The sequence below is a fragment of the Amycolatopsis sp. WAC 04197 genome (genome assembly GCF_003947475.1).
Taxonomy (GTDB): Bacteria; Actinomycetota; Actinomycetes; order Mycobacteriales; family Pseudonocardiaceae; genus Amycolatopsis; species Amycolatopsis japonica.
Genome location: NZ_QHJK01000007.1, coordinates 260,262 through 274,839, shown reverse-complemented (window position 1 = coordinate 274,839; position 14,578 = coordinate 260,262). Strand labels below are relative to the sequence as shown.

Annotated in this window: 12 protein-coding genes; 10 read left to right on the top strand and 2 right to left on the bottom strand. The window is 69.2% G+C overall.

Translation table 11 applies throughout. From position 1 onward, the window contains the following. Positions 1 to 218 precede the first annotated feature (218 nt). The 5 genes from DMC64_RS25325 to DMC64_RS25305 all read left to right on the top strand — a co-directional run bounded on the left by DMC64_RS25325 (position 219) and on the right by DMC64_RS25305 (position 6,590). Complete coding sequence (locus DMC64_RS25325) at positions 219 to 1,328, top strand: IniB N-terminal domain-containing protein (protein ID WP_125735560.1); 1,110 nt, start codon at positions 219 to 221, stop codon at positions 1,326 to 1,328. Between the two features lie 120 nt (positions 1,329 to 1,448). Then, the gene (locus DMC64_RS25320; protein WP_125735559.1) at positions 1,449 to 3,215 is read left to right on the top strand and encodes a dynamin family protein; all 1,767 of its coding nucleotides are present in this window, start codon (positions 1,449 to 1,451) and stop codon (positions 3,213 to 3,215) included. Continuing rightward, positions 3,212 to 4,417 carry a GTPase gene (locus DMC64_RS25315; protein ID WP_125735558.1) on the top strand — a complete coding sequence of 402 codons (1,206 nt, stop codon included), beginning with the start codon at positions 3,212 to 3,214 and terminating at the stop codon, positions 4,415 to 4,417. The genes DMC64_RS25320 and DMC64_RS25315 overlap by 4 nt, the downstream gene beginning before the upstream one ends. 68 nt (positions 4,418 to 4,485) lie before the next feature. Next, on the top strand, positions 4,486 to 6,051 hold the full coding sequence (locus tag DMC64_RS25310) for a long-chain-fatty-acid--CoA ligase (protein WP_125735557.1): 1,566 nt from the start codon (positions 4,486 to 4,488) through the stop codon (positions 6,049 to 6,051). Next, positions 6,051 to 6,590, top strand: a complete 540-nt coding sequence (locus tag DMC64_RS25305; protein WP_125735556.1) for a TetR/AcrR family transcriptional regulator — start codon at positions 6,051 to 6,053, stop codon at positions 6,588 to 6,590. Before DMC64_RS25310 ends, DMC64_RS25305 begins: the two co-directional genes overlap by 1 nt. A 254-nt stretch (positions 6,591 to 6,844) precedes the next feature. Here DMC64_RS25305 and DMC64_RS25300 read toward each other — a convergent pair whose 3' ends face one another. Further along, positions 6,845 to 7,246: a PPOX class F420-dependent oxidoreductase gene (locus DMC64_RS25300; protein WP_125735555.1), complete on the bottom strand. Its 402-nt coding sequence runs from the start codon at positions 7,244 to 7,246 to the stop codon at positions 6,845 to 6,847. A gap of 141 nt (positions 7,247 to 7,387) precedes the next feature. Between DMC64_RS25300 and DMC64_RS25295 the strand changes: the two genes are divergently transcribed. The 5 genes from DMC64_RS25295 to DMC64_RS25275 all read left to right on the top strand — a co-directional run bounded on the left by DMC64_RS25295 (position 7,388) and on the right by DMC64_RS25275 (position 13,118). Next, entirely contained in the window at positions 7,388 to 8,605 is a 1,218-nt protein-coding gene (locus tag DMC64_RS25295; RefSeq protein WP_037346977.1) for a glycosyl hydrolase family 8, read from the top strand. Positions 8,606 to 8,779: 174 nt separating this feature from the next. Further along, complete coding sequence (locus DMC64_RS25290; protein ID WP_125735554.1) at positions 8,780 to 9,748, top strand: ABC transporter substrate-binding protein; 969 nt, start codon at positions 8,780 to 8,782, stop codon at positions 9,746 to 9,748. After that, entirely contained in the window at positions 9,735 to 10,634 is a 900-nt protein-coding gene (locus DMC64_RS25285) for an amino acid ABC transporter permease (RefSeq protein WP_125735553.1), read from the top strand. The genes DMC64_RS25290 and DMC64_RS25285 overlap by 14 nt, the downstream gene beginning before the upstream one ends. Further along, the gene (locus DMC64_RS25280) at positions 10,627 to 11,394 is read left to right on the top strand and encodes an amino acid ABC transporter ATP-binding protein (protein WP_125735552.1); all 768 of its coding nucleotides are present in this window, start codon (positions 10,627 to 10,629) and stop codon (positions 11,392 to 11,394) included. The genes DMC64_RS25285 and DMC64_RS25280 overlap by 8 nt, the downstream gene beginning before the upstream one ends. Then, a complete protein-coding gene (locus DMC64_RS25275; RefSeq protein WP_125735551.1) occupies positions 11,391 to 13,118 on the top strand; it encodes an aminotransferase class V-fold PLP-dependent enzyme in 1,728 nt (575 codons plus the stop codon). The genes DMC64_RS25280 and DMC64_RS25275 overlap by 4 nt, the downstream gene beginning before the upstream one ends. 72 nt (positions 13,119 to 13,190) lie before the next feature. On the opposite strand, the gene DMC64_RS25270 is transcribed toward DMC64_RS25275, so the two are convergent. Continuing rightward, positions 13,191 to 14,363, bottom strand: coding sequence for a macrolide family glycosyltransferase (locus DMC64_RS25270; protein WP_125735550.1), 1,173 nt, complete (start codon positions 14,361 to 14,363; stop codon positions 13,191 to 13,193). Between the last annotated feature and the right edge of the window lie 215 nt (positions 14,364 to 14,578).

Genomic DNA, 14,578 nt, shown 5'->3' with positions numbered 1-14,578 from the left:
GAGGGTTGGCATTAAACCCAACCGAGTGCGTCTCGGTTAAGCCCCTAACGCCCTAACGATGTCATACCGATCCCCTATTGGCTGAGTGAGCGACGACCAGGAGTGATCCCCGATGTGCCCACGGGTACCGGCTCACTAGCTTCGGTGACCTGCGCTCAGCCGTGCCCTCCGGCCGCTGGGCGCGCCCCACCGACCTAGACCCCCAGGAGAGTCCTTTCATGGGTTCCGTCCAGACCCTGCACGACTTCACGCTGAACCTGCTGAACGACACCGCGGCCCGCGCGGCGTTCGCCAACGACCCGCAGCAGGTGCTGGCCGACGCCGGCCTCGGTGACATCAACGCCGCCGACGTGCACGAGGTCGTCCCGCTGGTGCTCGACTTCGTCCCGGTCGGCACCGCCACCGACCTCACCGGAACCACCGCCGCGACCGCCGACAACCTGGCCGGCTTCGGCGGCGTCACGAACGCCGTCAACGGCACCGACGGCGAGTGCGCCGACGGCGTCCAGGGCGCGATCGACCAGCTCACCGCGCTGACCGCCGGTCTGCCGGTCGCGGTCCCCGGTGCCGGCTCCCTGCCGGGCCTGCCCGAGGCCGGTCTCCCGTCCGTGCCGGGTCTTCCGGAGCTCGGCGGCCTGCCGGAGCTGGGCGACCTGCCCGCCGTCCCGGCCGTGCCCGCCGTGGGCGACCTGCCGGTCGACGTCCCGGGCCTGTCCGCCGTCCCGGCCGTCTCCGACGTGACCGACGTGTCGAACGCCGCCGCCGGCGTGACCGCCCTCGCGCAGAACACCGTCGGCAGCTTCGGCCTGACCGACGACCTTTCGCGTGGCCTCGACGCCGCTTCCGTCGGCCAGGCCGGCGACCTCGCCAACGGCGCCGTCGACAGCGCGACCGACCTGGCCCACAGCGTCCCGGCCGTGGACGCCGCCGGTCTGCCCGCCGTCGACTCGGTCCCGGCCGTCGGCGACCTGACCAGCGACCTGCCGCGCGCCGACGGTGTCGCGGGCGACGCCCCGAACTTCCTGTCCACGGTCGGCGACCTGACCAGCGTCATCGGTCAGACGACGGGCGTCGCGGACGTCACCACCAAGGTGCACGACATCGCGGGCAAGGCGCACGACATCGGCAACGGCAACGTCGCGAGCGACGTGACCGACAACGTCGCGACCGACGTCACCGACAACGTCGTGAACGATGTCGCGAACCACGCGGGCGTCAACGACGTGCACGACGTCGTCTCCGGTGTGGCCAACAACATCGGCCACGTGGGCGACATCAACCTCGGGGCCGGCGACATCGCCTCGAACAACGACATCCACATCGGCTGATCCGAACATTTTTCAGCTCTGTGCCAGGGCCCCGCGACCGCCGCAGGTCGCGGGGCCCGCACGGCATGTTGGCCCATGCCACATTGATTCCGCGCTTGGTTAAGGGAACACTGCATCCCCGTGACAGCCCCCGCCTGGCTCGACGTGCTCAACGAGACCTTGGACGCCTGTGCCGCCCACGGCCGCGCCGACCTGGCCGAACGGCTCCGGCGTAGACGAGACCAACGGGCGCCGGGCACCCGGATCGCGGTGGTCGGTTTTCCCAAGCAGGGCAAGAGTTACCTGCTCAACGCGCTGCTGAACGCGCCGGTCTGCGCCGTCGGGGACGCGAGTACGCCCGCCGTTCCCACGGAGATCGGGTACGCCGCCGACCCCGCCGCCATCCTGGTCGGGCACGCGCGGGAGAACGTGCCGGTCGGCGACCTCGCCAAGGAACTCGAGGTCCGGCCGCCCGGGTCGCTGCGCCGGGTCGAAGTCGGCCTGCCGCGCGAACTCCTCGGCACCGGCCTGGTGCTCGTGGACACCCCGGCGATCGGGGATCCCCGGTCCCCGCGCACGGCGGCCACACTCGACGTCCTCGCCGACGCGCACGCGGTGATCCTCGTCTCCGACGCGACACAGGAACTCCAGCCCGCCGAACTCGCGCTGGCCAGGCACATCCGGACCTGGTGCCCCGCCTTGGTGCTGGCGCTGACCAAGATCGACGTGAGCCCGGACTGGCGGGAACTCGCCGCCCGCAATCGCGCCGCGCTGTCGGAGACCGGTGTCGTCGCCGATGTCTTCCCCGTGTCCGCGACGGTGCGGCAAGCCGCCGCGAAGGCCGGTGACGCGGCCCTCAACGGACGGTCGGGCTTCCCGGAACTCCTGACCTGGGTGGGAGAACAGGCCGCGCGCCCGATCGAACGCACCCGCGCGCTCGCCGTCGCGGTGAGTGTGCGCGCGGCGGCGGTCGAACTGGTCGAGACCTTGCAAACCCGGCTGAACGCGGTCTCGCAGGACAACGGCGTCGACCAGGTCACCCTGCTGCACCAGGCACAACGGCGCACCGAGGAACTGCGGCGGCAGAACGTCCGCTGGCAGAACATGTTGTCCGACGAGATCACCGACCTGATCTCCGACGCCGAATACGATCTGCGCGAGCGGACCCGGGTGATCGTGCGGCATGTCGACCGCACCTTCGACGAAGGCGACCCGGTGCAGATCTGGCCGGAGTTCCAGACCTGGCTGGAAGAGAACCTCGCCGAGGCCGTCGAGACGAACTACAACTGGGTGTCCGACCGGTCGGAGTGGATCGCGCAAGCGGTGGCGTCGACCTTCGGGCCGCATTACGGCCACGCCCCGGAACTGCCACTGACCGGGTCCGGAGTGGACTCGATCCCCGAGGTCGGCACGCCCAAGATCGAGCGGTTCAAGATCGGGCAGAAACTCTTCACCGGCTTGCGCGGTTCCTACGGTGGCGTGCTGATGTTCGGCCTGGTCACCAGTCTCGCCGGGCTGCCGTTGATCAACCCGGTGTCGCTCGGCGCGGGTGTCGCGTTCGCCACCAAGAGCGTGCGTGACGAAGGCGGGATGCGGTTGCAGCGCCGCCAGGCGTTGGCGAAGGCCGCGGCGCAGCGCCATGTGGACGACGTGTTCATCCGGTTCAGCAAGGAGATCAAGGACGAGGTCCGTCAGGTGCAGCGGCGCCTGCGCGACCATTTCGCCGCGCTGTCCGACCAGCTTTCGGAAGAGCTGACGCGGCAACGGGAACTGATCATCGCGGGCTCCGCCGAACGGGACCGGCGTACTCAGCGGGTCAAGAAGGAGATCGACCGGCTGGCCGCTCTGCACCGGAAGGCGGGGGCACTCGGCACCGGCGCCGCGCCGCGCCGGGAGCTGTCGGCGTGACCGCTCTGGACGTCCGGGAACTGCTGAACGAGGCCGCCGCGCATTACCGGGATCGCCCGCACGCCGTGGCGATGCTGCGGGAATGCCTGGAGCGGCTGGACGAACCGCTGCGCGTCGGCTTCATCGGCACGCCGGGAACCGGGAAGTCCACTTTGGTCTCCGCGTTGGCGGAATGGCCGACGCGGGCCCTGCGCGAGATCGATCTGTTCGACACTCCGGCTTTCGCCGAACACGTCGACGCGACGGTGCGTTTGGTGCGCCATCTCGAACCCGACGAACTCGCCGGAACGCGGTCGGTGGGCGGTTCGGCGTTCGCGCGGCAGACCGCGGTGAACTCGGTTCTGGTTCTCGGCCGGGCGGACGAGGTCGGCGCGGGCCGGATCGACGCCTTGCTCACCGCGAAACAGCTGGCACGCCGGGCCTGGCGCGAAAACCCGGATTGCGCGGGATTCCAAGGAGTCATCGCGGTCGCCGGACAGCTGGGCTACGCGGGACGAGCGTTGCGGGACGACGAATTCGAGGTGCTGCGCGCGCTCGCGTCGATCTCCCGGCCGGAGCTGGAGCGGTATCTGCTGTCCGTGGATTCCTTTGTGGACGATCCGTTCCCGGTGCGGGTCTCGCCGGAGTCGCGGAAACACCTGGTGTCGCGGTTCGGGCTCTACGGCGTCCGGCTGGCGATCACCTTGATCCGCACCGGCTGCGACAGCAGGCTCAAACTCTCGGCGGAACTCGTGCACCGAAGCGGTCTCGGCGACCTGAGGGACACGCTCGCCGGATGCTTCGTCGCGCGGGCCGAAGCGTTGAAGGCGCGCACGGCGGTGTTGCGCTTGGAAAGCCTTCTCGCCGCGGAACCACTTCCGCACGGTGACCGGCTTGCCGCCCGCGTGGAACGCTTCGCCGCGGCCGCGCACGACTTCCGGGAACTGCGGCTCATCGCGGGTATCCGCGGCGGCCGTACGGCGTTGTCCGGGGAGAGCGCCGAGGAGGCCGTCCGGCTGCTCGGCGCGCAGGGACTCGCGCCCACCGAGCGGCTCGGTCTCGAACCCGACGCGGATCCGGCCGAGATCCACGCGGGTGCCGAAAGCGCCCTCGTCCGCTGGCGGCACGAGGCGGAACGGGCCGACGCCGCGCACGCCGAACGCGCCGCCGCCCGGGTGATCGTGCGCTCGGTCGAGGGACTGCTCAGCCTGTTCGTGGCTTGACGCCTGCTGGTCACCGAGTCACCATAGAGCACTCTATGGCGGCTCTGACCAGGCGAAAGGGGTCCGGCATGCCCGATGACGCGCGTCCGGATGTGCGGCTTCTCGGTGAACTTTTCGCGCACTGGGCGAAGGCGATCCCCGAGCGGGAGGCCCTCTCGTTCCCGGGGCGGCGGCTCACCTGGGCCGAACTCGACGACCGGGCGAGGCGCGTCACCGGCGCGCTCGCGGCCGCCGGAATCGGCAGAGGCGACCGGGTCGCCTTCGTCGACAAGAACACGCCCGCCTGCCTGGAGGTGACCTTCGGCGCGTCCTCGCTCGGGGCGGCGAACGCGGTCGTCAACTGGCGTCTCGCCCCCGAGGAACTGGCGTACGTCCTCGGTGACAGCGGCGCGCGGATCGTCTTCGCCGGACCGGAACTGCTGCCCGCCGTCGAGGCGCTGCGCGATCGGCTGCCGTCGGTCGAGCGCGTGATCGTCGTCGGGGGAGAAGAGGACCAGTACGAGGACTTCCTGGCCGGGGCGACGCCTGCCGACGTCTCACCCGAGGTCGATGAACACGACGGCGCGCTGATCATCTACACCAGCGGTACCACCGGTTTTCCCAAGGGCGCCGTCCTGACGCACCGGAACCTGCTGGCGCACAGCCGCAACGCCGGCGCCGCGTTCCCGATGGGCGACGGCGACCGCAACCTGGTCGCGATGCCGCTGTTCCACGTCGGCGGGAGTTGTTACGCGATCATCGGTTTCCACTACGGGCGGCCGACGACGATGACGCGCGAGCCCGACGGCAGGTCGCTGCTGGGCGCGCTCGCCGAAGGGGTCACGCACGCGTTCCTGGTGCCCGCCGTGGTCGCCGGCATCATGCAGGCGGGGGAGCAGGCCGTCGCCGCGTTCGCGCGGTTGAAGTACCTGGGCTACGGCGCTTCGCCGATGCCGCTCCCGTTGCTGCGCAAGGCACTCGCGGGCTGGCCGGACACCCGGTTCGTGCAGGTCTATGGCATGACCGAGCTGTCCGGGGTGGTGACGACGCTCGGTCCGGATGCGCATCGCGACCCCGCCCGGCCCGAGCGGCTGGCGTCGGCGGGCACGGTGCTCCCCGCGGTGGGGATGCGCGTCGTCGACCCGGCGACGCTGGAAGACGCCGAGCCGGGGACCCCCGGCGAGCTGTGGTTCCGCACCGATCAGGCGATGGCGGGCTATCTGGGCAAACCGGAGGCGACCGCTGAGACGATCGTCGACGGCTGGGTCCGCAGCGGTGACGTCGGCAGGGTCGACGACGGAGGTTTCGTCTTCATCGAAGACCGCGTGAAGGACATGATCATCACCGGTGGCGAGAACGTCTACTCGCCCGAGGTGGAGCGGGTCATCGCCGAACATCCCGCGGTCGGCGAGGTCGCCGTGATCGGGATCCCCGACGATCGCTGGGGCGAGCAGGTCAAGGCCGTCGTCGCCCCGGCTCCGGGAGAGCGCGTCGACGCCGACGAACTCGTCGAGTACTGCCGGGAACGCTTGGCGCATTACAAATGCCCGCGGACGGTCGAGCTCGTGGAGGCGTTGCCGCGCAACGCGACCGGCAAGATCCTCAAACGCACGTTGCGGCGCCCGTACTGGGAGGGACGGGAGCGCGCGGTCTGATGCCGTCGACCGTCAGCCGCGAGCAGTACTTCGACGCGGCGCTGGAGATCCTCGCGGAGTCCGGGTTCGCCGGGCTCAACGTCGGCGCGCTCGGCAGACGCCTCGGCGTCACCAGCGGATCCTTCTACCACCATTTCGGCGGCTGGCCCGGATTCGTGGGCGCCTTGCTCGACTTCTGGGCGCAGCGGCAGGTGCGGATCCTGCGGGAACTGGACTTCGGTTCCGGTGGCCCCGAGGCGGATTTCGCCGCGCTGATGAGCCTGACGCGCGGACTCCGCCATCGCTCGGAGGCGGCCATCCGCGCCTGGGCGGCGAACGACGAAACCGTTCGCGTGGCGCAGAAACGCGTCGACGACGCCCGGGTCAAGACGGTCGGGAGGGTGGTGGCCGAGCTGATCCCCGATCGGCGTCGCGCGGAGGTCGTGACCTCGCTCGGGCTGGCGATGCTGGTGGGTTATCAGCAGGTGGCCTCGGCGGGTGGGTTCACCGATCTCGGCGAGATCCTGGACGAGTACACGCGGCTGGTGCTCGCCGGTTAAGGTGCCCGATTTGAGCACTTTGTGCAGTATTGCGCGACGGTCGTGAGTGGTAATGGTCGTTCTAACCTTCTTTGCCACTCACGACCCCACGCGGAACTGTGCATGCAGGCATGAACCGGACATTCGATCGCCGTGGAATGTCCTCTGTGGACAATCCGAGTCGGGATCGTGCCGCCCATGGGCGGCACGGCTCATCTTGAAGCCCGCGAAGGGTCTTCGCGGACTTGTCGGCGGTGTCGCGAGACGCGGGGCTGTCAGGCGTTGCCGAGCACCCGCGTCACGGTGATCTCGATGACCACCCGTTCCGGGTTCGGCTTGGGCTGCCGATAGCGCGCGGCGTAGCGATTCTCGGCGTCGCGCACGGACTCCGGGTCTTCGCGCAGTACCGCGCGTCCCTCCAAAGTGGACCACCGGGGCCCGTCGAGCTGGCAGGCGGCGACCGGAATGCCGTTTTCGCCCGCTTCCTTGACCAGGCGTGCCTTCTTGGACGAGCGGAAGGTGATCACCCGGGCGATCCCCGCCTCGAAGTCCACCGTGACCCCGACCGCGACGACGTGCGGGGTGCCGTCCGGGCGGACGGTGGTCAGGGTGGCGAGATGCCGTTCGGTCCAGAATTCCCGGAAGGCTTCGCCGCGTTCGCTCAGGTCGATCTTCATGGTGTCAACGCTAGGCCACTGTTCACGTAGGCGTCATTTGAGGTAATAGTAAGGAAACTTTCTTAACTCTCTTGTTTTTGCCCGATCCGGATGTCACTCTCGGAACGCGCCGCCGCCACCAACGACGTTTCCGGAGGAGCCATGAGAAAGACCGTTCGGACAGTGCTGGCCGCGGCCGTGCTGACCGCCGGGCTGGTCGCCACGACCGCCCCCGCCACCGCGGCGACCACTCAGGGGACGCCTTACCTGCCGGGCGTTCTGCGCCCGTCGGCGAGCCAGTCGGCGCAGGACGCGGCGCTGGCCAAGTACTACGACTTCTGGAAGAAGAACTTCCTGACCACCAAGTGCGGCACGGGCACCTACGCGGTCAAGGCGCCGGACGCCGACCACGCCTTCGTCGCCGAGGGTCAGGGCTACGGCATGACCATCGCGGCCATGATGGGCGACAAGGACCCGCAGGCGCGCACCGTCTTCGACGGCATCCTCAAGTTCGTGAAGGCGCACCCGTCCGTGATCGACAAGGACCTGCACGCCGCCGAACAGGACCCGAACTGCAAGAGCGTCAACGGCGGTGACTCGGCGACCGACGGCGACCTCGAGATCGCCTACGGCCTGCTCATCGCCGACAAGGTCTGGGGAAGCGGGGGCTCGGTCAACTACAAGGCCGAGGCGCTGCGGATCATCAAGGCGATCAAGCGCAGCGAGGTCAACCCCGACACCAAGTTCATGCGGCTGGCGGACTGGGCCGACAGCGGCAAGTACATCAACAGCTCGCGCTCCTCGGACTGGATGCCGGGGCACCTTCGCGCGTTCGAAAAGGCCACTGGGGACTCGTTCTGGGGGCAGGTGCGGGCCCGGCAGGAGAAGGCCGTCACGCAGCTGCAGGAGAAGTACGCGCCGAAGACCGGCCTCATCCCGGACTTCGTCGTCGGCACCAACGCCACGCCGAAGCCCGCGCCGTCGGACTTCATGGAGGACCACCCGCAGCACTTCAGCTGGAACGCCTGCCGTGACCCGTGGCGCCTCGGCGTCGACGGCGTCACCGTGTCGGGCAGCCCGGCGCAGGGTCAGGTGCGGAAGATGAACACCTGGATCCAGCAGGCCACCGGCGGCGACCCCGCCAAGATCAACCAGGGTTACACGCTGTCGGGCTCCAAGATCTCGGGCGAGTCCGGCGAGCACCCCTGCTTCACCGCGTCGTTCGCCATCGCGGCGATGAACGACCCGGGCAGCCAGGCCTGGCTGGACAAGCTGTGGACCCGCGTCACGTCCTGGTCGCCGCAGGCCGACGACTACTACGGCACCGGCATCACCGTGCAGGTCCTGATCATCCTCTCGGGGAACTACATCGCGGTCTGATCCCGCGGCGCCAGCCGCTCGCTGAAGTGTCATGAAAGGGCCGTTCAGGACATCTTTTGTCCTGAACGGCCCTTTCATGACATCCGACCGGACAAGATTTCAACAGTCAGTTGACCTCTTCAACACCCAGTTGTAGCGTCGGCGACCACCCGAAGCCCCCCGTGGAGGTCCGTCATGCCGTCGACGCCGCTCACCCTGAACCGAACCTGGCGCCTGGCCGTGCTCACCGGCCTGGCCGCGCTCGTCACCGCGGCCTGCGGAGGCGGGCCCGACGGCGCCGGCGGCCAGGAACCCGCGGCCCCCGGCGCGCCCGCCGCGATCCCGGACACGACCGCGCTGATCGAGTCCGTCCAGAAGGACGCCGCCGTCGCCGGCACCTTGCCCGCGAAGTACACGCAGGCCGGGATGCTGCACCTGGCCTCGAACCTGCAGTCCGCGCCCAACAACTTCTACGCCGCCGACGGCAAGACCCCGATCGGTTACGAGGTCGACCTCGCCAAGGCCATCGGCAAGAAGCTGGGCGTCACCGTGCACCACCAGGACATGGCGTTCGGTTCGCTGATCACGAGCCTCCAGTCCGGCCGCGTCGACCTCACGATGGCCGCGATGAACGACACGAAGACCCGGCAGGCGCAGATCGATTTCGTCGACTACTTCTCGTCCGGCATCACGATCATGGTCCGCAAGGGCAACCCCGACCGGATCTCCGGGCCGGACACGTTGTGCGGCAAGAACGTCGCGGTGGTGCAGGGGACGAGCCACCAGAAGTTCGCCGAAGAACAGAACGGCAAATGCGCTCAAGCCGGCAAGCCCGCGCTGACCGTCACCGCGACCGATTCCGACACCCAGAACCAGAACCAGCTCCGCACCGGCCGGGTCGCCGCCATCCTCAACGACCTGCCCAGCGCGGTCTACATCTCGCGGACCGCGGGCGAGGGCAAGTTCTTCGAGGTCGTCCCCGGTGAGCCGATCAACGGCGGGCCGTACGGGATCGGCGTCAACAAGGAGAACAAGCCGCTCGCCGAGTCGATCCAGAAGGCACTGCAGTCGCTGATCGCCGACGGCGGCTACGGCAAGATCCTCCAGGCATGGGGCGTCGAGCAGGGCGCGCTCAAGGAGGCGAAGCTCAATGGCGGAAGTTGAGCCGCTGCCGATCGTCCGGCGTAAACACTGGGGCCGGTGGGTCAGCGCCGCGATCATCCTGGCGCTGCTGATCCTGCTCGGGATCGCGCTCGGCAACGCGCAGATCCAATGGGATTCGGTCCCCGATTTCCTGTGGTACCGCGTGATGGCGGTCGGCCTGCTCAACACCGTGCTGCTCGCGGTGATCGCGCAGGTATCGGCGATCGTCATCGGGATCGTGATCGCGTTGATGCGCCGGTCGGCGAATCCGGTGGCGCGCTGGTTCGCGGCGGGCTACATCTGGCTGTTCCGCGGGCTTCCGGTGCTGTTGCAGATCCTGATCTGGTACAACCTGGCGCTGGTCTTCGAGTTCATCTCCATCCCGCTGCCGTTCGGCGGCCACCTGCTGCACGAGCAGACCAACGTGCTGATCACCGCGTTCACCGCCGCGCTACTCGGCCTGGCGCTCAACGAAAGCGCGTACATGGCGGAGATCGTCCGCGCCGGGCTGAACAGTGTCGACAGTGGACAGACCGAGGCGGCGAAGTCGATCGGGATGTCGCCGGGCGCGACACTGTGCCGCGTGGTGCTGCCGCAGGCGATGCGGGTGATCATCCCGCCGACCGGCAACGACTTCATCAACATGCTCAAGGGCACGTCGATGGCGTCGGTGATCGGCGTGACCGAACTGATCCACGCCGCCAACAACATCTCGTCCAACAACCTGCTGGTGATGGAGACCCTGCTGGCCGCCGCCGTCTGGTACATGGTCGTGGTGACCGTCGCCGGGGTGGGGCAGCACTACCTGGAGCGCGCCTTCGACTCCGAAGACCGGTCGCGGAGCGCGTTCTCCCGCGCCGCCAAGGCCCTGCGCACCGCGCCACTGGTGAGGAGTGAACGTGTCTGAGCCACTGCTCAAGGCCGTCGGCGTCCGCAAGAGCTACGGCCACACCGAGGTACTGGGCGGCATCGACCTCGAAGTCCACAAAGGACAGGTCGTCTGCCTGCTCGGCCCGTCCGGCGCGGGGAAGAGCACCTTCCTGCGCTGTGTCAACCATCTGGAGACGATCGACGCCGGGCAGGTCTGGGTCGACGGCGAGCCGATCGGGTTCCGGCTGCGCGACGGCAAACTGTACGAGCTGAAGGAACGCGAGGTCGCCCGGCAGCGGCGCGACATCGGCATGGTGTTCCAGCGCTTCAACCTGTTCGGTCACCGGACGGCGCTGCAGAACGTCGTCGAGGGGCCGGTGCGCGTGCTCGGCGTCCCCCTGGAGGAGGCCCGGGAGCAGGCACTCGACCTGCTTGACAGGGTCGGCCTCGCGCATCGCGCCGACGCGTACCCGGCGCAGCTTTCGGGCGGGCAGCAGCAGCGGGTCGCGATCGCCCGGTCGCTCGCGATGAAACCGAAGCTGATGCTGTTCGACGAGCCGACGTCGGCGCTCGACCCGGAACTCGTGGGCGAGGTGCTGGCGGTGATGGGTACGTTGGCCGCGGAGGGGATGACGATGGTCGTGGTGACGCACGAGATGGGGTTCGCGGCCGAGGCCGCGGACGAGGTGGTGTTCATGGCCGACGGCAGGGTCGTCGAGACCGGTCCGCCGGGGGAGCTCCTGAGCTCCCCGAAGCACGAGCGGACCAGGCAGTTCCTGGCCAGGGTCCTCGCATGACGCGGATCTCGCCGCGGTACCTGCTGCAGTTCGGCGAGCCCGCCGGGTACCTCGACTTCGCCCGGTTCGGACCGCCGTCGCACGCCGTGCTCGACACGACGGCGAGCCTGCTCGACGCTTCGACCAAGGCTGGTCCGTCCACTGTGGACGACCTGATGCGGCAGGAGACCAGGGCCAAGGCCGCCGCCGCGCGGCTTTCCGGCAGCGACACCGACCACACGGTGCTGTTGCCGCACACGAGTCTCGGCCTGTTCCAGGCGGCGTTCAACGCGCCGGGCGGTGAGGCGCTGGTGTCGGCGGCGGAGTTCCCGGCCAACACCTACCCATGGGCCCGCGCGGAACGGGCGGGACGGCTGACCGTGCGGCGGCTGCCGCTGGGCAACGTCACCGCGGACGCGGTGAAGGCGGCGCTGACCCCGGAGACGTCGCTGGTGAGCGTGAGCGCGGTCGATTTCCGCACCGGGTACCGCGCCGATCTGGCGGCCATCCGCGAGGTGGTGGGGGACCGGCTCCTCGTGGTCGACGGGATCCAGGGCTTCGGCGTGACCGAGGCGCCGTGGGAGGTCGCGGACGTACTCGTCGTCGGCGGGCAGAAATGGCTGCGGGCGGGCTGGGGCACCGGTTTCGCCGTGCTGTCGGATCGCGCGCTGGAGCGGATGGAGCCGATCCTTTCCGGCTGGACCGGCGCCCGCGACCCCGGTCTGTTCGACGACGAGATCCATCCGGCCGACGACACCGCGGCCGCGTGGTCGATCTCGAACCTGAGCCCGATCACCTCGGGCGCGTTCGCGGCCGCGCTGGAACTGGTCGAGGAAGCGGGCGTCGGCGCCATCGCCGGGCGGATCGCCGAACGGGTCGGCGAACTCGAAGAAGTCGTGAAGTCGGTTGGTGGCGAGGTGGTTTCCGCCGTCGAGCGACGGGCCGGGATCCTCGCCTTCACGCTGGCGGGGCACGCGGCCGAACAGGTGGGTTCCGCGCTGGCGAACGCCGGGATCGCGGCGACCGTGCGGCCGGAACACGTCCGGCTGTCGCCGCACGCGTCCACTCCGGCGAGTGCGGCGGAGCAGGTGCGTTCGGCGTTGGAACGGCTGAAGAAGCCGGCTCGTGTCTTCGAGGCGCCCGTTGTCGCGTCCGCGGCCTCCGGCGATCTGCTCACCGCGCTCGTCCCGGCGGTGCACGCGCTCGCCGCGATGCTGGGGCCGGGCAACGAAGTCCTGCTGCACGATCTGAGCAGGCTGCCGGACTCGATCGTCGCCATCGCGGGCGATCTCACCGGCCGGACGGTCGGCGGGCCGATGACGGATCTGCTGCTGGGGCTCGTCCGCCGGGGCACCACGCAGGATCTGACGAACTACGAGACCCACGGCCCCGACGGGCGCGCGATCCGCTCGTCGACGTTGTTCCTGCGGGACGCGGACGGGGTCGCGATCGGCTGCCTGTGCGTCAACCGGCTGTCCGACGGTGCGCCGAAGGCCAACGGGCACGAGCCCGAGACGTTTCCGCCGGACGTCGACAGCCTGCAACGGTTCCTGGTCGGGCGCGCGGTGGCGAAGGCGGGGATCCCGGTGGACCTGATGAAGAAACGCCACAAGGCGGCCGTGGTCCGGGAACTGGACGAGGCGGGGTTCTTCCTCATCAAGGACTCGGTGGACCACCTCGCCGGGGAACTCGACGTCACGCGGTACACCATCTACAACTACCTGAACGAGATCCGGGGTACCTGACGCGCGTGCCATGAAAGGTCCTTTCCTTGCAAATTTTGCAAGGAAAGGACCTTTCATGGCGTTCCTGAGGGACTACGGGAGGAACGACTCCACGGCATCGGCGGCCCGCTCGATCCCGCCGTTCCCGCGGGTCTCGGCCCGCACCTCGGCCAGCCGCGCGGCCACCGAGGGCGAACCGGCCACCCGCTCGACGGCGGCACGCAGCGTCGATGCCGTCACCTCGTCGGCCGGAAGCTGTTCACCGACGCCGAGTTCGGCCAGTTTCGCCGCGTTGCCGAAACCGTCGGTCGCCAGCGGGATCGCGACGGTCGGCACGCCGTACCACAGCGATTCCGTGCTGCCGCCCATACCGGCGTGCGTGATGAACGCCGACGCGGCCTCCAGCACCGCGAGTTGCGGCACGAACGACCGCACCTCGATGTGCTCCGGCAGCGGCCCGAGCGCGGCCGGATCGGTCTGGCCGATCGAGATGACCACGTGCCAGTCCGAGTCGCGGAACCCGTCGACGCACGCGCGGAACAGGTCGAGCTGGTCGGTGAACGCCGTGCCGAGCGACATCAGGAGGACCTTCCGGCCGCTCGACGGCGGGGTCCAGCTCCGACCGGCCAGACGTTCCGGGTCCAGTGCCGGGCCGACGAACCGCACCGACGACGGCACCCGCTCGACGTTCGGCTGCATCGCCCTCGGCAGCAGCGCGAGCACCTGCTCCGGATGGGAGATCCAGTCCCAGGCGTCGGCCTCGATGCCGTTCTCGTTCAGCCAGTGGGTGAACGTGGCGAAATAGTCCTTTCCGGACGGTGAGGTCCGGATCGCGGTGACGATCTCGCCCATGTCCTCCTCGTAGCCTTCCCAGGCGACATACGTCGGGGAAAGCTGCACCGCGGGAACGCCGTAACGCCTCGCCAGCAGTGGCCCCGGAAGCCCGCCGATGTCGTACAGCACCAGATCCGGGCGGTTGTCGTCGTAGAAGTCGGTGAGCACCGGCATCGCCTGGATGCCTTCGTCGAGGAAGACCCGCATCTGTGACGCCGGATCCTCCGGCCACGCCGACTGATCGCCGAGCGGGAGGATCGAGGGGTGCGAGACGACCTCGGCCCCGGTCGGCGCGATCAACCCGGTGAGCGGCTCGCCCACGGCGTAGCTGACCCGATGCCCGCGGGCGACGAGCTCGCGGATGATCGCCAACGAGGGGTAGATGTGACTCGGCGCGGTGGAGCCGATCATGGCGATGTGCTGGTTCTGCATGTGTCCTGTCCGGATCCGTGAAGTGGGGTCAGAGGGCGCGAACGCGGATGCGGCGGATCATGATCGACAGCCTAGCGAGGCCCGCGAGGCCTCCCAACCGATTAACCGGTTGCCCGGTTTGCCGCGATCGGGACCCGCCGTTGGTAGGGACCTTCGCCGGAAGGCTTCCGCAGGTCATGGACGTGGATAGGGTTTCGGGGCTTTCACCTTTGGAG